Raw genomic sequence first — 20,759 nt, forward strand, 5'->3', positions numbered from 1 at the left:
AAATGATTTCATTTTCATACTGTAAATTAGTTATCGCATTGCTGTCATTCTGTGCATCGGTCAGACTCGGATAGAAGGTCACAATCATTCCCTGTTGTCCCAGTAATATCGGATCTACCTGTGAAGCTAAATCAAAGACTTCATAACCAATCGGTGCATTGTAATCACATAGTGTGTACTCCGGATAATTCGGCTGGGTGGCATTTGGAAGCGGATTGACAATCAAATCCAGTTCCACGATATCGTAACAGCCCGTAGCGGTAAATTCAACCCTCACATACAAGGTCTGGTTCCACTGGGTTTGGTTGATGTAATTCGTAACCCCGGTGATGGCATTGGTGCCATCCTGGGCATCGGTCAGGGTCGTATAGAAAGTAACTGCTGTAACAGCCGGGTCAATACTACCCAATATCTGTGGTACAGTGGTGGTCAGATCAAATGTCTCAAAACCAACCTGGCCCGTGTAATCACAAAGCTCATAATCATCAGGCTCAGTAGCCTCAGGAGTCGGATCAACAATCAATTGCAACTGTACATAATTGGCACAACCCGTTAAGGTATAAAACACCCTAACCCAAATCGTCTGGGTCCATGGGTTGATGTTTTCGTATGGGCTTGTTAATGATGGTGCAGCACCAATTAGAGCATCAGTCTCGGTTTCATAATAACTAACCGTTACGCTTGAGATATCAGTTCCTCCTTGAATTTCAATAGATGTAGATTCTAAATCAAAGAAACCAAATCCATCATTGTTTGGATCACAGTAATGCAATGGTAGTGGCGTAACAGCCAATGGTCCCTGAGTTACTCTTAGTAACTGAATCGTCGTAGCATAACAGCCTGTGGCGTTATCCTCTACTCTGATAAATACCTGTTCATTGTCGGTTCCTGTATAATCCAAAGGAGTCAATATCGGGCTTGTCTCATTTTGAGCATCAGCTAAAGTATTATAATATGTAATGGTCAACCCTGAAATATTGCCGTTGGTCACAACGCCTTCATTGATGGTCAAATCAAACTGAGCTTGATTTGTGTTTCCATTACTACATTGGAATATCGGTTCTGGTGTTGTTGCAGGCGGTACCGGATTAACCAGTATATTAAATGAACTTACAGTATTACACCCGGTTGCAATGTTAAGAATGTTAATCCATATCTCTTGCGGATTAGTCGCATTAGGATAAGAGTTCGGAAGTGGATTAGTTAATGTCTCAGCATCTGCCTGAGTCAGGTAATAACTGATGGTCACTCCCATTTGCCCGTTGGCAATCTCCGCATCCATAGAATTTAGTGTAAATACTTCAACTCCATCTCCAGGACTGTTATAATCACACAATTCATAATCCCCGATAATCGGATTTGCTAATGGCAATGGATTGATCGTTAAAAGAAATGTTGTATTACTGTAACATGCCGGTGAACCCAAATAATAAGCTCTTACATAAATCGTTTGGGAATCCGGATCAATATTACAATACGGGCTCACCAATGGATTAGCGCCCGTTAGTGAATTAGTCAATGTTTCGTGGAAAGTAACCACAATATTTGGATCACCACCGGTAATCTCATTGATTTTTGTTCCTAAATCAAAATTACAATAAAAACCATCATTATTTTGACTGTCATCACAAACCACATAATTGGTTGGTGTATTGATAACAGGAGGTGTACTCACGGTAACCACTGCCGAACCAGTTTGCGGTTGCGAACAAGAAGCCGCATTTCCATCAGTTATACTGATTAGGTCATAGGTGAAAGTTCCGGCTACATCTGTTGGTGCATTAATAATAACAGAGTTTCCTCCACTGGTCTGAACAGCAGGCTGAACGACAGTATTGATAGAATAAGTAAATGTATAAGGTGGAGTACCATTAGCTCCTGTTATAACAATCTGTGGTTCCGGAGAATTCAAACATGTTGCTACACTTCCTGTAATGGTAGCTGTTGGTAACGGATTAACAGTAATCGTAGCTGTTCCTGTTTGGTTTTGAGAACAAGCAGGCGTTCCTGAACTTTGAACACTCACTAAAGTATAGGTAAAAGTACCAGCAGTACCAGTTGGCGCACTCACCGTAACGCTGTTTCCAGCGACAGTTGTTATTGCAGGCTGCACTACATTGTTGATTGCATAAGTAAAGGTGTATGGTGCTGTTCCATTTGCTCCTGTCAACGTGATTAAAGGACTGGCCGCATTTTGGCAAACCGCTGTTGTTCCTGAAATAGTTGCCGTTGGCAAAGGTAAAACGGTAACAACCGCTGAACCTGTAATGTTTCTAGAACAGTTTGTTGCAGGATTCAAAACACTTACTAAAGTATAAGTAGAACTTGCTGTAAGGTTAGGCGTTGTAACTGTATTGGTTCCTGCTCCATTCAAAGTGATTGTTACGTTTGGATTAGCATCAACATGATAAGTTACAACAGCATTTGGTGTTCCGTTAAATGTAATAACTGTATTGTTTCCTGAACAAATTGAAGTTGTTCCTGATATAGTTGCTGTTGGCAACGGATTAACAAACAATTGAAAGGTTGTTGTTCCATAAGTCAGTGGATTTGCATTTTCTTCCATTCTAACATAAATCGTCTGACCATTTGTTCCAACAACACCTGTTGGACCAATGGCTCCGGTGTCAGCATCTGCATTAGCCTGAGTCAGGTGATAAGTCACTGTATAATCTGAAGCAGCGTTAGTTCCTAACACAATTGGAGTTTGCGGAATAAAATTGAAAACCGCTGTACCGCTTCCCAAACTACTTTCACAAAGTGTTAAGTTTGGTGGTTGAACCGGAGTAGCAGAACAAGTATCAAAACATATTGTAAACGGGAAAACCGAAACACATCCACTAGATGTTGGTCCATTATCCGTTACAGAAAGATAGATTGTTGTACAAGCACCAGCACCTCCAGCAGGTCCAGGGTATGCGCCGGAATTTCCTATTGGATTAAGTATATTCTGGGCATCACTTGCTGAATTATGAAATGACAATTCAAAATCACCCGGATTAAGACCAGTACCGTTAAAAATATTGGCAGTGGCATCATTTAAATTGAAATTTGGAATAGTAGGACACTGAAGTAAATTCACCGGGTTATTAATTGGCGGTGGCGCATAGAAAGAAACGGTTGCACTAGCAGTTGCGTTAGCCACACACCCCGGTTTGTTTACCACAACAGTATAAGTTCCGGCTTGATTTACAGTGATAGATTGCACATTCCCGGCTATCGGGCCACTCGGCCCCGTCCATTGGTATGTTGTAGCACCGGCAATTGTCGCAGTCAAAATTGCCTGACCACCTACACATATCACCTGATCATCTAATGACAACGGACAAACAATATTACAATCTGTTGCACCGGCACCAGGGAAACCATCATTGGTTTGGTCAACAGTTATACTTCCTGCCTGACCACTATAATTGGTTAGCAAAACAACATATATTTCTCCAACCTGAGCGTTAGGCAAAGTAAAATCCTCTTCTGCTGCTGCGGAAAAACTACAATCAACACTTGTTGTTGGGTTCAGATTTGTAGGTCCACAAACAGGTGACGCAAATGGTCCCCATACAATAAAATCCACGTCAATCGGAGTTCCTCCATTGGAGACCTGCGAAATATGGAAATCGATGGTCCCTGCAATACTGATTTGCATGTAAAACCATGCTGGGTTAGGTTGTGAACCCAAACATTCGTAATCCACATCTTGCTGGGTAGTAGTTCCTGTAGAGTTTTGGAATGTTAATCCAGATCCACCGGCACAAAATGCTTCGGCTCCGGCACAATCCGCTCCTTGAGAAAACATGAAATTCGTTGAAAATAAGCTAATTAGAAGTAGATAAAAGTAAATTTTTTTCATTACTTAACAGTTTTTTTTAAGGTGCGTAATTTACATATTTTTAAGAAATAATTATGTTAAAAGTGAAATTATTTCAAATATTAACAGTATTAGGCAGAGATTAATTATAATTATTTATCTTTGTCTCTTGAATTTTTAACCCAAATTAATAGCGAATTTAATGACAAAAAGCGAAACGATAAACGATGAATTAGGTGAAAATCATGTAGCTACAAGTGCTCAAAATCCTGTAAGAAATGATGCTTTCGATTTATCGGATGATAAAAAAATAGAACTGATTAAAAAAGATGTTGAAAACATCCTGACTACTTTAGGGATGGATTTGACAGACGATAGTATAAAAGGCACTCCAAACCGGGTGGCAAAAATGTTTGTAAAAGAAATTTTCGGTGGGTTAAACCCCAATAAAAAACCGAATTCATCTACCTTCAAAAACCATTACAAGTATGGCGAAATGCTGGTTGAAAAGAACATTACCGTTTACTCAACCTGTGAGCACCACTTGCTTCCTATCGTTGGTCGTGCCCATGTAGCTTATATTTCCAACGGAACTGTGGTTGGTTTGTCAAAGATGAACCGCATCGTGGATTATTTTGCCAAAAGACCTCAGGTACAGGAGCGTTTAACAATGCAGATTGTACAGGAATTGCAAAAAGTTTTAAATACCGAAGATGTGGCTTGCGTGATTGATGCCAAACATTTGTGCGTGAACTCAAGAGGTATCCGCGATATCGAAAGCAGTACTGTGACTTCTGAATTTGGCGGAAAGTTCAAAGACGAACTAACCAAAAGAGAATTCCTTGATTACATCAGATTAGAAACTAATTTTTAACAGCCAGACTGAAGCGCTATGAAACCCGAAAGCGGACACGAGCGAAGCGACTGGCGAAGCAAATAGCTCCTGACAAAAAATGCAATTATATAAAAAACATTCACTCAAAATATACAATTCTCTTTCGGGAGAAAAAGAACTTTTCAAACCGGTACACGAAGGCAATGTCGGAATGTATGTATGTGGACCAACAGTTTACAGCAATGTGCATTTGGGTAATGTGCGTACGTTCATGTCATTTGACATGATTTTCAGATATCTTTTGCATTTGGGTTACAAAGTTCGTTATGTGAGAAACATTACAGATGTGGGCCACATTGTGGATGATGTGGATGATGGTGAAGACAAAATTGCCAAAAAAGCCCGCGTGGAGCAATTGGAACCCATGGAAATAGTGCAACGCTATACGGTAGATTTCCATGATGTACTAAACCAATTTAACTTTTTGCCGCCAAGCATTGAGCCAACGGCAACCGGACATATCATTGAACAGATTGAAATCGTAAGACAGATTATTGAAAACGGATTTGCTTATGAAAGCAATGGTTCTGTATATTTTGATGTCGTAAAATTCAATGAGAACAATCATTACGGAAAATTGAGCGGCCGTAACATTGAAGAAATGCTCGCCAATACCCGTGATACTGACGGGCAAACCGATAAAAGAAACCCTCAAGATTTTGCACTTTGGAAAAAAGCAGAACCGGAACACATCATGCGTTGGCCATCGCCTTGGGGAGTTGGTTTTCCCGGTTGGCACCTAGAATGTACAGCCATGAGCACTAAATATTTGGGTGAAACCTTTGATATTCATGGTGGCGGAATGGATTTGAAATTCCCACACCACGAATGTGAAATTGCCCAAAATGAAGCTTGTACCGGCCATAGTCCTGTGAATTATTGGATGCATGCCAATATGCTAAACCTGAATGGCAAAAAAATGTCGAAATCAACCGGAAATAATCTTCTTCCTGGTGAAATATATACTGGAGGAAGTCCGTTTTTGAGCAAGGCTTTTTCTCCTAATGTGGCGCGTTTCTTTATGATGCAGGCACATTACAGAAGCATTCTTGATTTTACCGATGACGGAATTTTAGCGGCAGAAAAAGGCTTTAACCGTTTGATGGATGGCTTAGATCTTATCAGGGAATTGAAGCCAAATGCTTCCTCTTCGCTTGATATTGCTGCATGGAAACAAAATTGTTATGATGCCATGAACGATGATTTCAATACACCGATTTTGATTGCCAATTTGTTTGAAGGAATCAAATTTGTCAATTTGGTTAATGATGGAAAAGAAACGTTGACTACCGAAGATTTAAAAACACTTTCGGAAACACTGACTACTTTTACTTTTGATGTTTTAGGCGTTAAAAACGAAAAGCTTGTGGCCAATAATTCGGATAAACTTGAAGGCGTTGTTGAAATGCTGATCCAAATGAGATTAGAAGCCCGTGCCAATAAAAACTTTGCACTTTCTGATCAAATTCGTGACCAGTTGTTGGCTTTAGGCATCCAGTTAAAAGACGGTAAAGAAGGAACTAGTTTTAGCATTCAATAAACAATGTTGAAAAAAATTGTAATAGCACCACTTCTATTGCTGATTTATTTCTACAAAATTGTCATTTCACCTTTGATGCCATCAAGCTGTAGGTTTCAGCCAACCTGCTCCAGCTATTTTGTGGAAGCGCTAAAAATTCATGGTCCATTCTATGGTACTTATCTGGGCATAAAAAGAATTGCCAGTTGTCATCCTTGGGGAAAAAGCGGTTATGATCCGGTGCCTGAGAAAAAATGCTCACATTAAAGAAAAGGTTAATTATTTTTAAGTTCCAAACAATTCACTATTTTTACAATATCTCTTAACCCCAAAATTTACTAATTTATGATTTGGAATCCATCAGAAGGTATTGATCTCGGTTTCTTCACCATTCGCTATTACAGCTTGATGTTTGTAATTGCCTTTGGTTTAGGCTGGTACATCATGAAAAGAATCTTCGCCCGAGAAAATGAGCCTATTGAAAAACTCGATACTTTATTCATATGGACCGTGGTTGCTACTTTATTGGGCGCGCGTTTAGGTCATGTTTTCTTTTACCAATGGGATCATTTCAAAGACCATCCAATGGAAATCCTATTGCCGTTTAGATTTGAACCCCAATTTGAATTTACCGGTTTTCAGGGTTTAGCCAGTCATGGTGCCGCTGTTGCCATCATCATAACAATGTACTACTACAGTAAAAAAGTAATAAGAAGACCAATGCTTTGGGTATTAGACAGAGTGGTTATTCCGGTCTCATGTGGTGCTATTTTTGTTAGAATCGGGAATTTTTTTAATTCCGAAATATATGGTCACAAAACTTCAGGCGACCATTTTTACGCCGTGAAATTCATTCGCGAAGAAGAATTTTGGGGAAGCCATAATTTAAAATACATTACCAGCACCTCCAATGTAAATGATGGTTATAGTATGATTCAACACGACCCAAAATTTACTGAAGTCTTAAATCAAATACCTTACAGACATCCGGCACAATTGTATGAAGCAGGTTTGTATGTCTTTGTTTTCCTGATTTTATTCTTCTTGTATTGGAGAACCAGAACCGCTGAAAAACAGGGATTATTGTTTGGTTACTTCTTAGTTTTGCTTTGGTCTGTCCGTTTTGTTGTTGAATATGTAAAGGAAAGCCAAGGCGGTATTGAAGAAAGCTTAAAGCTGTTAACTACCGGACAATGGCTCAGTATACCCTTCATCTTAGTCGGAATCTATTATATATTCATGGCAGAAAAGCCCATTGAAAATGATTTTTAACATAAAAAAAGCTCCAATTTCTTGGAGCTTTTTTTATTATTGTTCTTCATTAACCTCAGTATGTGATTTGGCATAGTTGCGCCACTTTTCAATGCATTCCTTCATATCCTCGGGAAGTTCGGTATCAAAACGCATAAACTCTTTGGTTGTTGGATGTTCAAAGCCCAATGTTTTGGCATGCAAAGCTTGTCTTGGTAAGGTTTTAAAGCAGTTGTCTATAAACTGTTTGTATTTGGTAAATGTGGTTCCTTTCAAAATCAAATCACCGCCATAACGCGCATCATTGAATAAGGTGTGGCCAATATATTTCATGTGCACACGGATTTGGTGTGTTCTTCCGGTTTCCAATTTGCAGGAAACCAAAGTCACATAACCAAAACGCTCCAAAACTTTATAATGGGTTATCGCATGCTTTCCGACTTCTCCATCAGGAAAAACAGCCATTTGCATTCTGTCTTTGACATGTCGGGCAATATGGCCTTCAATGGTGCCTTCTTCTTCTTTGATATTGCCCCAGACCAACGCAATATATTCACGTTCTGAGGATTTATCTTCAAACTGTTTGGCCAAATGTGTCATCGCGGCTTCGGTTTTGGCAACGACCAAAAGTCCGGTTGTGTTTTTGTCAATTCGATGCACCAATCCGGGTCTTTCGCTGGAATTCATTGGTAAATTATCAAAATGAAAAGCCAAAGCATTGACCAAAGTCCCGGTATAATTTCCGTGTCCCGGATGCACTACCAGTCCTACAGGCTTATTGATAACCAACAAGGCATCGTCTTCATAAACGATATCCAGTGGAATGTCTTCTGGGATAATATGATTTTGGAATGGCGGATGTTCGAGCATCACGCGAACCACATCAAAAGGTTTGACACGATAATTGGATTTTACGGGAACATCATTCACCCAGATATTGCCCTTTTCGGCTGCGTTCTGGATTTTATTGCGTGTGGCATTTTCAATCAACTGCATCAGGAATTTATCGACACGCAACAGCGATTGTCCTTTTGGAGAAACAAATCGGTGGTGTTCAAATAATTCGTCCTCTAAATCATTTACTTCATTACTATTCATCTCCAAGAGGAATTTGTGTAGTATCTACGGCAGTAGAATCAATGGTAGTATCATCAAAAACTACTTTTCCGTCACCCAAAACCAAATCAATTTTAGAAGATTTCAGGACTTTATCACCGGCTTTGAGTTTCTTCCCGTTCATTCTCACTTCGAGTACCATGTCTTTTCCTAAATAAGGCTTATAAGTAATCGTTCCTTCAAGCAATCCAACAGCTTCAAGCGTTGGCACTGCCTGGCGATAGGTTTTCTCAATCAAATCCGGCACCGTAACCATAGTGTATTTAGACGCATTGATTTTGATGTAAATCTTTCTGCCCTCTTTCACCTTTGCTCCTGCTTTTGGTTCTTGCTCAACAATAGTCAGCTTCGGGAATTCCGGTCTGAAATCTACAGTATCCAATATAATGTAATCTAAATCCAGGGCATCCAATTTCTCTTCGGCTTGTTCTGCTGACAATTTAGCCAAATCAGGAACCGTGATTTCCTGTCCGTGATTGGTCGTATAGGTAATCCAATGGAAAAATAAATAAGCGATAACAGCAAAAATGGCCATGGCGGCAAGCATTTGGGCAAAGAAAACCCGGCTGGTTAAATATTTGCGTAAACTCATAGAGAAATTTTATTTGAGCAAAGATATAAAAAACATAAAGGTATTTTTCTTTTGAATTAATATCAATATGGTTTCAATATTTAATAAATTAATTTCCAGACTGTTAAACTTAGATAGTTCTTTCATAAATTTACTTTTTTTAATGCTAATGCCGAATGTCCACCGGACATTCTCCTCTTTATATCAAAGGTTTCAAAAAAAATGATAATTTTGTTATTACTAAAAAACCAACCTAACTCCATCTACTAATGAAAAATGTAGCCATCATCATGGGCGGATATTCAAGCGAATATCAAATATCACTTAAAAGCGGCAATGTTGTTTATCAATTTTTAGACCAAACAAAATACAAAGGTTACCGCGTTCATATTTTTAAGGAAAAATGGGTGTATGTAGATGACAACGAGAATGAATTCCCTATTGATAAAAATGACTTTTCCACGACGGTAAATGGAACCAAAATCAACTTTGACGTAGTCTTTAATGCCATTCACGGCACACCCGGCGAAGATGGCTTAATGCAGGCTTATTTCGAATTGCTGGGCATTCCGCAGAGTTCCTGTGATTTTTACCAGGCAGCGCTGACATTTAACAAGCGTGATTTATTATCGGTATTGAAACCCTATGGCATCAAAACAGCTGTTTCTTATTATTTGAATTTGGGTGACGAAATCAATGCCGAAGCGATTATAAAAACCGTTGGTTTACCTTGTTTTGTTAAACCTAACAAATCGGGTTCGAGTTTTGGAATTTCAAAAGTAAAGACCGAAGCCGAATTTTTACCGGCCATTGAAACTGCTTATAAAGAAGACAACGAAATCATCATCGAAAGTTTCCTTGATGGAACCGAAGTTTCCGTTGGTGTCATTAATTACAAAGGAAAAGTAACGGTTCTGCCGATTACCGAAATCGTCTCAGAAAATGATTTCTTTGATTATGAAGCCAAATATTTGGGCAAATCCCAGGAAATTACACCAGCGAGAATTTCAGACGAAATGACCGCTAAAGTTTCGGCTGTGGCCAAAAAAGCCTATGAAATATTGAAAATGAGCGGCTTCTCGCGTAGTGAATATATTATTGTAAACGATGAGCCACACATGCTCGAAATGAATACGATTCCGGGATTAACCACCGAAAGCCTGATTCCGCAACAAGCCAAAGAAGCAGGAATTTCATTAACCGATTTATTTACCAATGCTTTGGAATTGGCTTTAAACAATTAACTTAACATGAAATGAGCATAGCGTAAATAATGTTTGTAACAGTAAATAAAGTATGCGAATTACATATGACCAATAAAAACAATCATTAAAGACATATGAAAAGAAAAGCAGTTTTCCCAGGTTCATTTGACCCAATCACTTTAGGTCATTATGATATAATCAAAAGAGGTGTTTCTCTTTTCGATGAAGTGATTGTAGCCATTGGTATCAACGCCGATAAAAAATACATGTTCTCTCTGGAAGAGCGTAAAAAGTTTATAGAAGACGCTTTTAAGAATGAACCCAAAGTTTCGGTGATTACCTATGAAGGTCTGACCATTGATTTGTGCCGAAAACTGGACGCCGACTTTATCCTGCGCGGTTTGAGAAATCCGGCCGACTTTGAATTTGAAAAAGCCATTGCGCATACCAACCGAAGACTATCGCAAATAGAAACCGTCTTTTTGCTGACCGCTTCCAAAACTTCCTATATCAGTTCGAGCATCGTTCGCGATGTGATCCGAAATGGTGGTGATTATACGGTTTTGGTGCCGGAAAGTGTGGTGGTTAAAAAGGAGAAATAAATTTCAATGAATGAATTAAAATATCTTAGGGACAGAAGCCTTATCATTGTTGATTTTTTATCCAGCAAAAGCATAAATAGCCTAGCAATCGGGAAATTAAAACCTATCATCGATGATACGTTTAACAAACAAAATTTGAATGGATTAAAAACCATTTCAAGAGACCTGAATGCTTGGGCTAAAGGATTTCCTCAAAAAGATATTCAAGAATTGGAAATTATACTTGCTGATCAATTTGGCGAAGATTTATCCGGAGATAAAATCACTCTGAAACTTATCCAGAAAGTATTAAAAAAAGGTAAAATTGAGAATGAAGAAAATTACAGAGTAGTTCAGGAATATTTAAATGACATCTCAGAAGAAAGTCCATTTGTCGACAGAATTACCGAATTAAATGCTTTATTGGCTTCTTATCAAAAATGAGTCAACTTACTTCTTCAAAATCTGTTCTTCCTCAAACAATAATTTGATATTCTCATACGAATTCTTCAGCGCTTCCTTTATCTGCTCTGGGTTGAGCCATGCCACTTTTTCTATGCCTTCATTCGCTTGTGGCACTGGCGTTCCTTTAAAGTCAGTACGCATTTCGTACCAATGGGTGACTTTTAGTTTGTATTTCCCGTTGCGTTTAAAAACGTGGTAGGTCTTTTGGAGTTTGTGGGTAATCTTTAAATTATTTACACCGGTTTCTTCCTCTACTTCGCGCAAAGCGGTTTCTTCAATTTCTTCGCCTTTTTCGATTCCGCCTTTGGGTAAATCCCATTTTCCGTTTCTGAAAATAAACAAAACATCACCTGCTTTGTTATAAACCAATCCGCCACCGGCTTTACAAACCGGAATTTTTTCCTTTACTTTTTTGAGTATTGCTTTTTCATCAGGATAATACAAATAAGCTTTCTGAATTTTGTTCTGAAACATTTTGATGATGACTTGCTCAATATCAACACTTTCCAGCAAAAATAACTGAAAATCGGTTTCTTTTGCAACCTCGTTGGTTAAAAAAAGTGGTTTATCGTTGACAAAAACTTTATACATTTGTACTATGATTTTTAATAAAGACACAGCCGAAAAAACAGCCGAATTGCTTTTACAAATAAATGCAATTAAATTGAATCCGAAAAATCCTTTTACTTGGGCTTCGGGTTGGCACTCTCCAATTTACTGCGACAACCGATTAATCCTATCATTCCCGGCGATAAGAAATTTTGTGCGCGAAGAATTTTCTAAGCATATTGAGAAAGAATTTGGTAAACCAGACGTCATTGCAGGCGTTGCAACCGGTGCCATCGGTATCGGGATGCTCGTAGCCGAATACATGGGATTGCCTTTTGTATATGTTCGTCCCGAACCTAAAAAACACGGAAGACAAAACCAGGTGGAAGGCTTTTTGCAAAGCGGTCAGAACGTTGTAGTCGTTGAAGATTTAATCAGTACCGGAAACAGCAGTTTATTGGCTGTAGAAGCTTTAAAAGAAGCCGGCGCACACGTAAAAGGCATGGTGGCTATCTTTACTTATGGCTTTGATGTAGCGGTAGAAAATTTCAAGAATGCCAATGTTGAGTTAAATACGCTGGCCGATTATGAGCATTTATTACATTTGGCAGTTGCCAAAAATTATATCACCGAAAAAGAATTGGCAACCCTACAGGAATGGCGTAAAAGCCCGTCAACCTGGAACGTTTAAACAATCACACATAACCAAATAACCGAATAACCAAATGAACTTAGAAAGCCCAAAAGTTACGGTAGAAAAATCAGCCGAATATTTATTCAACGCCTTATCGGATGTGAAAAACTTTGAGAAACTAATGCCGGAAAACATTGCTAAGTTTGAAGTATTGGGCGATGACATTTTCAACTTTGGCCTAAAAGGAATGCCCGAAATCAAATTGAGATTAAAAGAAGGCGTCCCGCATTCTAAAGTTAATCTTGCGGCTGCCAGCGACAAATTACCATTTACCTTAACTGCCAATCTTGACAGCGTTTCTGAAACATCTACCGGCGTTCAGTTGCATTTTGAAGGCGACTTCAACCCAATGATGGCGATGATGATCAAAGGCCCGATTTCGAAGTTTATTGAGACCTTGGCGGAGAATATGCATAAGTTATAAGACAGAATTACGAATTACCAAATAACCGAATTAACAGATTATCAAAAAAGCGACTCTTCAGTCGCTTTTTTTATTTCACTGTCGTCAATCGCTTATCCACTACTCTTTCCATATAATCCTGTATAAACGCCTTGCAGTACAATTCAATCTTATCCATTTCGGCATTGCGTTTCCCAATCAGGTTGTGCTCCATGCCTTTGTCATTTTTGTCGTAGAAACCAACCGCTTTCTTTCCGTCAAACGTGCAAATGTAATTACCGCTCATAAATTGGTACACATTTCCGCCATACTTCACGACAAACGGTGGCACTTGCTTTTCATTAAGTAAACTTCTGCCCCAACTCCTGAATGGTTTTTGGTAACCAATCATATCCAAAAGCGTCGGGTAAATATCTATTTGTTGTGCCCAATCTTTATTTTCGCCTACATATTTTTCATCAGGAGTAAAGAATAAAATCGGCACGGTATGTTTGTTGAATTCTTTTCTGTATTCATCGTAAGCAATCGTATTGCCGTGATCGGCAACTAAAACAAAAATGGTGTTTTTGTACCAAGGTTGTTTTTTGGCTTCCGCAAAGAAACGCTTCAGCGCATAATCGGTATAACCGATACATTCATTGATATTCACTTTGCCTTTTGGGAATTTACCTTTATATTTTTCGGGCACTTTATACGGTTCGTGTGATGAAACCGAGAACATCGTCGCCATAAATGGCTGTTTCTTTTGCGTCAAAGTCTTATTAAAATACTGAAAGAACGGCTCGTCCCAAATACCCCAAACGCCATCAAAATCGGCATCATTGTTATATTCATTCTTGCCGTAATAATGGTCATAACCCAAAATATTCCCAAATCCTAAAAATCCCATCGAGCCGTTTGGCGCGCCATGAAAAAAAGAAGTATCATAACCTTCACTTTTCAAAGTAGAAACCAATGATTCTATCTTTTGCTTCGGATAAGGCGAAGACGTAAAAGCATCCTTAAACGAAGGAATTCCGGCAATCACAGACGAAACACCGTGAATTGATTTCCAGCCATTGGCATAAGCATTGGAAAAAATCAAACTGTGTTGGGCCAATGAATCCACAAATGGCGTATAACCTTCATAGTTTGGAATTGTTGTGCCTTTATTGAAAGCGCCGCTATATTCTCTACCAAAACTTTCAAGGATAAAAATCACGATATTCGGCTTCGCAGCCGGATTGTTTTTGTACTGCTTAATTGGCACCAACAAACGATCCACTTCTGCTTTGGGAACCAAACTGACTTTCTTAAACGTATTGGTATTCCACGTTCTGATAATCGCAAACGGCGTATTCAAAACCACATCGGCCTGACCGGCATTTTTCACATAGCGACTGGCATCCAAAAGATTGATTGGCCGGGTGCTTTTCTTAAAATCGCCTCTGATACCGCCCACACAAAGCGTGGCAATCAACAGAAAACCGGCAATCGAAGCCGCAAAGTATTTGAAGGTTGGTTTTTCGGTTACGTGATTAACTTTAGTTCGTTTGTACAACAAAATCCAGATATAGGATAATCCAAAAAACAACAAAAACACATGCCAGTAATTCAAAAGGAAATTAAACAATAGAGCGGTTTTGTTCTGCTCATTTTCGAGCGTATCCAAAGAAGCTCTGGTGCTTCGACTGAACGTATAGCGGTAATAAATAAAGTCAATAAAATTGGCGGCATACACCAATAAGTTGGTCACAAAATACAGATAGAACAATACTTTCTGGTAAGCCTTTTTTGTATTGACAATCGCCGGAAAAACTGAGGCAATGATAAACAAAGCATTGGTATACAAAATTGTAGTCGTATCAAACGCCAATCCATGGTAACAAAGCTTTAGAAAATCAAAAACTCCATCGACTTCAATCAGGCTTTGATTGTAAACATAAAACAATATTCGGGCGATAAAATAAAACAGATAAGCCAGTAATAATCTGATGACCATTGCTTTGTATTCGGCTATTCGAGGGAATTTTTTCATGTTGGAAATAAAATCAAACGTTGCAAAACTACAGAATTCAACCCTATGTTGGGTATATTTTAAATTAATATTGTGTTTCATTACAATAATCCTTAATTTGCATCAAATTAATGACCGAAATGACTCAAATCACACGCCTTTTTGATTTTGCATACTACCAACTCGAAAAGAATAATATGCCCAATTGCCTCGTAACCAAATACGATGGCCAATGGGTACCAACTTCCACGCAAGAATACGTCGATAAGGCCAATGCCATTTCGAGAGCTTTGCTGAGACTCAACATCCAAAAAAACGATAAAATAGCCATCATCTCTTCCAACAACAGAACCGAATGGAACATTATGGATGTGGGCGTTTTACAAGTTGGGGCGCAAACCGTTCCGATTTATCCAACTATTTCCGCTGAAGATTATGCTTATATATTAAATCACTCAGAATCAAAACATTGTTTTGTTTCAGATGAAGTCGTTTATGAGAAATTAATGTCGATTAAACACGAAATTCCATTGTTACAGAATGTCTATTCGTTTAACGAAATTGAAGGCTGCAAAAACTGGAAAACGTTGTTAGAGTTAGGTCAGGACCAAAGCAATCAGGATGTGGTTGAAGACCGCAAAAACAATGTCAAACCCGAAGAATTAGCGACGATTATCTATACTTCAGGAACAACCGGAAAACCAAAAGGCGTCATGTTATCGCACAACAATATAGTATCTAACGTTTTAGACAGTTCGCCACGAATTCCTTTTGAAGAAGGAACCAGCGTAGCCTTGAGTTTCCTACCGATTTGCCACATTTTTGAACGCGTGATTTTATATATCTATCAATATTATTCCGTTTCGATTTACTTCGCTGAATCGATTGAAAAATTGTCAGATAACATCAAAGAAGTTAAGCCGACAGTATTTTCTGTGGTACCAAGATTACTCGAAAAAGTATATGATAAAATTTGTGCCAAAGGCGAAGAATTGGAAGGCATCAAAAAGAAACTGTTCTTTTGGGCAGTCGATTTAGGTTTGCGTTACGAACCTTATGGCGCCAATGGCTGGTGGTATGAATTCCAATTGAAGATGGCCCGCAAACTGATTTTCAGCAAATGGAAAGCTGGTTTGGGTGGCAACCTAAACGTAATGGTTTCCGGAAGTGCGGCTTTGCAACACCGATTAATCCGTGTGTTTGCCGCTGCAGAAATGCCGGTGATGGAAGGTTACGGGCTAACAGAAACATCACCTGTAATTTCGGTTAACGACCAAAGAAATGGCGGTTTTAGGGTTGGAACCGTGGGAAGAGTGATTCAAAACGTAGAAGTCAAAATAGCCGAAGACGGCGAAATTCTTTGCAAAGGCCCGAATGTCATGATGGGTTATTACAAAGACGAAGCATTGACCAACGAAGCCATTAAAGACGGTTATTTCCATACCGGTGATATTGGTGAAGTAGATAAAGACGGTTTCTTAAGGATTACCGATCGCAAAAAGGAAATGTTCAAAACGTCCGGTGGAAAATACATTGCACCACAGTTGATTGAAAATGCAATGAAACAATCATTGTTTATTGAGCAAATCATGGTTATTGGCGATGGCGAAAAAATGCCGGCTGCGTTTATCCAGCCAAGTTTCGACTTTATCCAGGAATGGGCCAAAAGAAAGAATATCAATGTTGGCACAACCCATGCAGAAATTGCTTCCAATCCGGAGGTAATTGCCCGGATAGACAAAGAAGTAGAAGCCATCAATGAAAAATTCGGGAACTGGGAAAAAATAAAACGTTTTGAGTTAACGCCTGATGTTTGGTCGATTGATGGCGGTCACCTTACGCCTACACTCAAATTGAAACGTAAAATCGTAATGGAGAAATACAAAGACCTGTACCAAAAAATATATAACTAACTTAAATTTTTTCAGCTATGAAGATAAAATTAATACTCAGCACACTGTTCATTATATTTTTATTTTCCGGCTGTAAGGAAAGCAAGCCCGAAGATTCAATCAAAGACAATTACCTTGATTTTTCCAAAAGAGATGATCAGGCTACAGGTGGCATCAAAATGATTCCCATCTCCACTCCTATTGGTGAGTTTAAAGTTTGGACCAAAAGAGTTGGTAACAATCCAAAGATAAAAGTTTTGCTATTGCACGGCGGTCCGGGCGGAACGCATGAATTCTTTGAAAGCTTTGACGGCTTTTTTCCACAGGAAAGCATTGAATATATTTACTACGACCAATTGGGTTCTTATTACAGCGACCAACCTAATGACAATCGGCTTTGGACCAACGAACGCTTTGTAGAAGAAGTAGAACAAGTACGCAAAGCGTTGAAACTGGACAATACCAATTTCTATCTAATGGGACAATCCTGGGGCGGAATCCTTGCCATGGAGTACGCCTTGAAATACCAAAAAAATCTCAAAGGATTAATCATTGCCAATATGATGGCAAGCGCTCCGGCGTATAACAAATATGCGGAAGAGGTTTTGGGACCAAAACTGCCTAAAGAAGTTTTTGACCAAATTAAAACATTTGAAAAAAACAAAGACTACACCAATCCGAAATACACGGAATTGCTTTTCAAATACTATTACACCGAACACATTTTAAGAGCGCCAATCGAAAAATGGCCGGAATCGATTAACAGGGCTTTCAAACATTTGAATCCAAATGTATATGTTTATATGCAAGGTCCGAGCGAATTCGGGATTACCGGTGACGCCACTTTAAAAGATTGGGACATAACAGCCAAACTGAAAACATTGACCGTTCCTACCTTAACCATTGGTGCCCAATATGACACCATGGATCCAAAACACATGGAATGGATTTCGAAAGAAGTCCAAAACGGGCGATTTCTATATTGTCCAAACGGAAGCCATTGCTCTCAATATGATGACCAGGAGCATTACTTTCCGGGTGTGATTCAGTTTTTAAAAGACGTTGATAATGGTAGCTTTAAGAAGCAAAATCCTTAACAATTGTTCGAAACATTATTAACAATCGTGTCGTTTAAAAAGTTAATAATTAAACACTTAACCAAAGATTACATTCTCTATATATTGATAATTTTATTGAACTAACCAATAAACTATTAATTATGAATGTAAAAAACTTTATTGTTGGAGGTATCGTTGGCGGTATCGTTAATTTTCTTTTAGGTTGGGTTTTCTATGCAAAGCTCTTTCCGGATTTATATCCTGAAACACCAGACACCAAATTGGAATTCATTGCTCTGGGTTGCTTTACCTTTGGGTTTTTGGTTTCGTATATTTTTACCAAATGGGCAGGCATTACCAAACCGATGACCGGATTGTTTGCCGGAGCCGTAATTGGTTTCCTAAATGGATTATCCATGAACTTCTTTATGTATTCGGGAATGCCATTAAATGTACAAAACATGATTACCGATATAGCCATTTGTACTATCACGGGAGCTTGTATTGGAGCTGCTGTTGCTTTTGTAAATGGAAAAATGAAATAAATTACCATGCGCACACCATTATTAAATCGTCTTAGACTCACTCTGAGGCGATTTTTTTTTGCTCCTGTTTAATGGACTTTAAAAGGAATTTCAATATCAACAAAAGTTAACAAATTACGGAAAACGTTATTAACAATTCTCTTTATTAAAAAGTTGATAATTAAACAGTTGTTAAATTATTATATCTTCAATATATTAATACTTTTAACATATTAACCAATAACTTTTAATTATGAATGTAAAAAACTTTATTGTCGGCGGAATTGTCGGTGGAATTGTAGATTTTTTAATGGGATGGCTTGTTTGGGGCATATTGCTTAAAGACACTTTTCCTATGGAACCAGGAACTAAAGAGAATATGGTACATATCTTTTTAGGTTGTATGTGTTTTGGATTTTTAATTTCCTGGGTCTTTTCACAAGGCGAAGGTATATCTAATTTGGCTTCCGGAGTCAAAATGGCCGCCGGTATTGCTTTATTCATGGCGTTATGTAATAATTTCTTTATGAACATGACCAAAGAAACCATGGATTACAAATTAGTAGGTATTGATGTTATTGCCTCAATAGTAGTGGCTATCGCTGTCGGTGCTGCTGTAGCAACAGTGAATGGAAAAATGAAGTAAGTATTTTAATTTTCATAGTGTGAAAACGCCCGGGATTTATTTCTCGGGCGTTTTTTAAATAAAAAAAGCTGCCCTTTCGGACAGCTTTTAATCATTTTAAGAATGTTTAACTATTGACCTATAATCACTGATTTTGTATCAACGTTAGCGTCGCCAATTAATTTCAAGAAATAAACTCCTGATTTCATTCCTTGGGCATTGAAATCTACTAGGTATTTTTTTCCGGCGATAACATTACCTGTAAACACTTCGTTCAACCTCTGACCGCTAACATTGTACAATACAATACTAACATTAGAGTCATAGTTTAGAACAAATTCTACAGTAGCATTGTCTCTAATCGGATTTGGATATACTTTGTAAGTTACCAATTCTTTCATTACGACAGACTCACCATTAATAATGGTTTCGTCACATTTCAAGAATTCCATATCAGTTCCTGCTTCATAATTGCTATTAATAGCTACTAAAGCATTATTGACATCAGTCATAGTATACTTCGAAGTACCATTACCTAAAATAGTATTGGCAATGGTCAATACCTGACTAACTTTCATTCCTTCAAAAGTTCCTGAAGTAATAAACAAATCTCCCAGTGAAACATCGGTTGAAGCAAAGTCGGCATTTTTACCGAAAGCCATATTCAACTTTGTTGTTAACACTTGAGCCGCTAATCCATTATCATAAACACTACTTGAAGGATTTAAAATGGTTCCCTGGTTTAATGCTTTTGGTGCTGAATTAGATGGTAAGAAATTACGAATAGCTTCTGCAGAGGTAAATTTCAAATATCTTGTACCTGATCCTATTACAATTCCATTAGGAAATGAAGCTGCAAAATTTGAAGTCAAATAACACGCTGGATCGTTACCTACACAAGTCGTAGCATAACCATTTTGAGATACTGTTCTAAAACCAGAACAATAACCAAATAATAAAGTTACATTTCCTGTGATAGTACACCCATTAGCATCGGTAACCATTACCATATACCAACCAACTTGTAAACTTGCGGTCTGCGTAGTTTGAATTGGAGTTGAATCCCAACTGTAAGTATAAGGAGCAGTTCCTCCAGTTACGGTTGCTGTAGCCGTTCCATATCCACCTGCTGTTGTAATTGGCGTTTGTGACATGGTGATTGCCAAAGCTGTCGCAGGTTGAGTAACAGTAGCTGATACGTTTGCAGTACATCCGTTAGCGCTGGTAATTACTCCGGTATACGTTCCGGCCAACAAATTGTTTAGCGTGAAAGTAGTCGCTCCGTTAGACCATAAAATGGTATAAGGCGAAGTTCCACCGGTTACTGTAGCCGTTACACTTCCGTTGGTTCCTGCAAAACAAGATACATTGGTTTGTGTAGTGGTTGCTACTAAAGCCGTTGGCTGAGTAACAGTCGCTGATACGTTTGCAGTACATCCGTTAGCACTTGTAATCACTCCGGTATAAATTCCTGCCAACAAATTGTTTAGCGTGAAAGTAGTCGCTCCGTTAGACCATAAAATGGTATAAGGCGAAGTTCCTCCGGTTACTGTAGCCGTTACACTTCCGTTGTTTCCTGCAAAACAAGATACATTGGTTTGTGTAGT

19 protein-coding genes are annotated in these 20,759 nt (G+C 38.5%); 13 read left to right on the forward strand and 6 right to left on the reverse strand.

Annotation, left to right across the window (positions count from 1 at the left end; genetic code table 11):
* The coding region (locus P1K33_RS10420; RefSeq protein ID WP_504925945.1) for an FIDD domain-containing protein at positions 1-3,850 on the reverse strand (3,850 nt) is incomplete at its 3' end.
* 160 nt (positions 3,851-4,010) lie between these two features.
* Here P1K33_RS10420 and folE point away from each other — a divergent pair.
* The 4 genes from folE to lgt all read left to right on the forward strand — a co-directional run bounded on the left by folE (position 4,011) and on the right by lgt (position 7,494).
* On the forward strand, positions 4,011-4,682 hold the full coding sequence (gene folE, locus P1K33_RS10425; protein WP_284652909.1) for a GTP cyclohydrolase I FolE: 672 nt from the start codon (positions 4,011-4,013) through the stop codon (positions 4,680-4,682).
* A 79-nt stretch (positions 4,683-4,761) separates the two neighbouring features.
* Positions 4,762-6,243 (forward strand): cysteine--tRNA ligase, encoded by a 1,482-nt coding sequence (cysS, locus tag P1K33_RS10430; RefSeq protein ID WP_284652910.1) that lies wholly within the window; start codon positions 4,762-4,764, stop codon positions 6,241-6,243.
* A 3-nt stretch (positions 6,244-6,246) separates the two neighbouring features.
* Positions 6,247-6,489: a membrane protein insertion efficiency factor YidD gene (gene yidD / locus P1K33_RS10435; protein ID WP_284652911.1), complete on the forward strand. Its 243-nt coding sequence runs from the start codon at positions 6,247-6,249 to the stop codon at positions 6,487-6,489.
* A 78-nt stretch (positions 6,490-6,567) separates the two neighbouring features.
* Positions 6,568-7,494: a prolipoprotein diacylglyceryl transferase gene (gene lgt, locus P1K33_RS10440; protein WP_284652912.1), complete on the forward strand. Its 927-nt coding sequence runs from the start codon at positions 6,568-6,570 to the stop codon at positions 7,492-7,494.
* A gap of 36 nt (positions 7,495-7,530) precedes the next feature.
* Here the strand turns inward: lgt and P1K33_RS10445 are convergent, their stop codons facing one another.
* Positions 7,531-8,571 carry an RluA family pseudouridine synthase gene (locus P1K33_RS10445; protein WP_284652913.1) on the reverse strand — a complete coding sequence of 347 codons (1,041 nt, stop codon included), beginning with the start codon at positions 8,569-8,571 and terminating at the stop codon, positions 7,531-7,533.
* On the reverse strand, positions 8,564-9,181 hold the full coding sequence (locus tag P1K33_RS10450) for a PASTA domain-containing protein (RefSeq protein WP_284652914.1): 618 nt from the start codon (positions 9,179-9,181) through the stop codon (positions 8,564-8,566). Before P1K33_RS10450 ends, P1K33_RS10445 begins: the two co-directional genes overlap by 8 nt.
* Positions 9,182-9,429: 248 nt before the next feature.
* Between P1K33_RS10450 and P1K33_RS10455 the strand changes: the two genes are divergently transcribed.
* From P1K33_RS10455 to P1K33_RS10465, 3 genes are all read left to right on the forward strand, one after another.
* Positions 9,430-10,404, forward strand: a complete 975-nt coding sequence (locus P1K33_RS10455; protein ID WP_284652915.1) for a D-alanine--D-alanine ligase — start codon at positions 9,430-9,432, stop codon at positions 10,402-10,404.
* A 95-nt stretch (positions 10,405-10,499) separates the two neighbouring features.
* On the forward strand, positions 10,500-10,967 hold the full coding sequence (gene coaD, locus P1K33_RS10460; protein WP_284652916.1) for a pantetheine-phosphate adenylyltransferase: 468 nt from the start codon (positions 10,500-10,502) through the stop codon (positions 10,965-10,967).
* Between the two features lie 6 nt (positions 10,968-10,973).
* Positions 10,974-11,390: a hypothetical protein gene (locus P1K33_RS10465; RefSeq protein WP_284652917.1), complete on the forward strand. Its 417-nt coding sequence runs from the start codon at positions 10,974-10,976 to the stop codon at positions 11,388-11,390.
* A gap of 6 nt (positions 11,391-11,396) precedes the next feature.
* Here the strand turns inward: P1K33_RS10465 and P1K33_RS10470 are convergent, their stop codons facing one another.
* The gene (locus P1K33_RS10470; protein WP_284652919.1) at positions 11,397-12,002 is read right to left on the reverse strand and encodes an NUDIX hydrolase; all 606 of its coding nucleotides are present in this window, start codon (positions 12,000-12,002) and stop codon (positions 11,397-11,399) included.
* Between the two features lie 7 nt (positions 12,003-12,009).
* On the opposite strand from P1K33_RS10470, the gene pyrE reads away from it, so the two are divergent.
* Together pyrE and P1K33_RS10480 are read left to right on the forward strand one after the other, a co-directional pair.
* Positions 12,010-12,651, forward strand: a complete 642-nt coding sequence (pyrE, locus tag P1K33_RS10475) for an orotate phosphoribosyltransferase (protein ID WP_284652920.1) — start codon at positions 12,010-12,012, stop codon at positions 12,649-12,651.
* A 34-nt stretch (positions 12,652-12,685) separates the two neighbouring features.
* Positions 12,686-13,078 (forward strand): SRPBCC family protein, encoded by a 393-nt coding sequence (locus P1K33_RS10480; RefSeq protein WP_284652921.1) that lies wholly within the window; start codon positions 12,686-12,688, stop codon positions 13,076-13,078.
* Between the two features lie 70 nt (positions 13,079-13,148).
* Here the strand turns inward: P1K33_RS10480 and P1K33_RS10485 are convergent, their stop codons facing one another.
* On the reverse strand, positions 13,149-15,074 hold the full coding sequence (locus P1K33_RS10485) for an LTA synthase family protein (protein WP_284652922.1): 1,926 nt from the start codon (positions 15,072-15,074) through the stop codon (positions 13,149-13,151).
* 119 nt (positions 15,075-15,193) lie between these two features.
* Between P1K33_RS10485 and P1K33_RS10490 the strand changes: the two genes are divergently transcribed.
* The 4 genes from P1K33_RS10490 (at position 15,194) to P1K33_RS10505 (ending at position 19,173) form a co-directional block, all read left to right on the forward strand.
* Positions 15,194-16,966 carry an AMP-dependent synthetase/ligase gene (locus P1K33_RS10490; protein ID WP_284653191.1) on the forward strand — a complete coding sequence of 591 codons (1,773 nt, stop codon included), beginning with the start codon at positions 15,194-15,196 and terminating at the stop codon, positions 16,964-16,966.
* A 17-nt stretch (positions 16,967-16,983) separates the two neighbouring features.
* Positions 16,984-18,042 carry a proline iminopeptidase-family hydrolase gene (locus P1K33_RS10495; RefSeq protein WP_284652923.1) on the forward strand — a complete coding sequence of 353 codons (1,059 nt, stop codon included), beginning with the start codon at positions 16,984-16,986 and terminating at the stop codon, positions 18,040-18,042.
* 122 nt (positions 18,043-18,164) lie between these two features.
* Positions 18,165-18,548, forward strand: a complete 384-nt coding sequence (locus P1K33_RS10500; protein ID WP_284652924.1) for a hypothetical protein — start codon at positions 18,165-18,167, stop codon at positions 18,546-18,548.
* Between the two features lie 232 nt (positions 18,549-18,780).
* On the forward strand, positions 18,781-19,173 hold the full coding sequence (locus tag P1K33_RS10505; protein ID WP_284652925.1) for a hypothetical protein: 393 nt from the start codon (positions 18,781-18,783) through the stop codon (positions 19,171-19,173).
* Between the two features lie 110 nt (positions 19,174-19,283).
* Here the strand turns inward: P1K33_RS10505 and P1K33_RS10510 are convergent.
* The coding region (locus P1K33_RS10510; RefSeq protein ID WP_284652926.1) for a T9SS type A sorting domain-containing protein at positions 19,284-20,759 on the reverse strand (1,476 nt) is incomplete at its 5' end.

Origin of the sequence: Flavobacterium terrisoli, from assembly GCF_030167905.1 — a bacterium.
GTDB lineage: Bacteria > Bacteroidota > Bacteroidia > Flavobacteriales > Flavobacteriaceae > Flavobacterium > Flavobacterium terrisoli.

What these genes read in the sequence shown, in the direction of transcription:
- folE (WP_284652909.1), top strand. Translation starts at nt 4,011, where the DNA reads ATGACAAAAAGCGAAACGATAAACGATGAATTAGGTGAAAATCATGTA.
- cysS (WP_284652910.1), top strand. Translation starts at nt 4,762, where the DNA reads ATGCAATTATATAAAAAACATTCACTCAAAATATACAATTCTCTTTCG.
- yidD (WP_284652911.1), top strand. Translation starts at nt 6,247, where the DNA reads ATGTTGAAAAAAATTGTAATAGCACCACTTCTATTGCTGATTTATTTC.
- lgt (WP_284652912.1), top strand. Translation starts at nt 6,568, where the DNA reads ATGATTTGGAATCCATCAGAAGGTATTGATCTCGGTTTCTTCACCATT.
- P1K33_RS10445 (WP_284652913.1), bottom strand. Translation starts at nt 8,571, where the DNA reads ATGAATAGTAATGAAGTAAATGATTTAGAGGACGAATTATTTGAACAC.
- P1K33_RS10450 (WP_284652914.1), bottom strand. Translation starts at nt 9,181, where the DNA reads ATGAGTTTACGCAAATATTTAACCAGCCGGGTTTTCTTTGCCCAAATG.
- P1K33_RS10455 (WP_284652915.1), top strand. Translation starts at nt 9,430, where the DNA reads ATGAAAAATGTAGCCATCATCATGGGCGGATATTCAAGCGAATATCAA.
- coaD (WP_284652916.1), top strand. Translation starts at nt 10,500, where the DNA reads ATGAAAAGAAAAGCAGTTTTCCCAGGTTCATTTGACCCAATCACTTTA.
- P1K33_RS10465 (WP_284652917.1), top strand. Translation starts at nt 10,974, where the DNA reads ATGAATGAATTAAAATATCTTAGGGACAGAAGCCTTATCATTGTTGAT.
- P1K33_RS10470 (WP_284652919.1), bottom strand. Translation starts at nt 12,002, where the DNA reads ATGTATAAAGTTTTTGTCAACGATAAACCACTTTTTTTAACCAACGAG.
- pyrE (WP_284652920.1), top strand. Translation starts at nt 12,010, where the DNA reads ATGATTTTTAATAAAGACACAGCCGAAAAAACAGCCGAATTGCTTTTA.
- P1K33_RS10480 (WP_284652921.1), top strand. Translation starts at nt 12,686, where the DNA reads ATGAACTTAGAAAGCCCAAAAGTTACGGTAGAAAAATCAGCCGAATAT.
- P1K33_RS10485 (WP_284652922.1), bottom strand. Translation starts at nt 15,074, where the DNA reads ATGAAAAAATTCCCTCGAATAGCCGAATACAAAGCAATGGTCATCAGA.
- P1K33_RS10490 (WP_284653191.1), top strand. Translation starts at nt 15,194, where the DNA reads ATGACTCAAATCACACGCCTTTTTGATTTTGCATACTACCAACTCGAA.
- P1K33_RS10495 (WP_284652923.1), top strand. Translation starts at nt 16,984, where the DNA reads ATGAAGATAAAATTAATACTCAGCACACTGTTCATTATATTTTTATTT.
- P1K33_RS10500 (WP_284652924.1), top strand. Translation starts at nt 18,165, where the DNA reads ATGAATGTAAAAAACTTTATTGTTGGAGGTATCGTTGGCGGTATCGTT.
- P1K33_RS10505 (WP_284652925.1), top strand. Translation starts at nt 18,781, where the DNA reads ATGAATGTAAAAAACTTTATTGTCGGCGGAATTGTCGGTGGAATTGTA.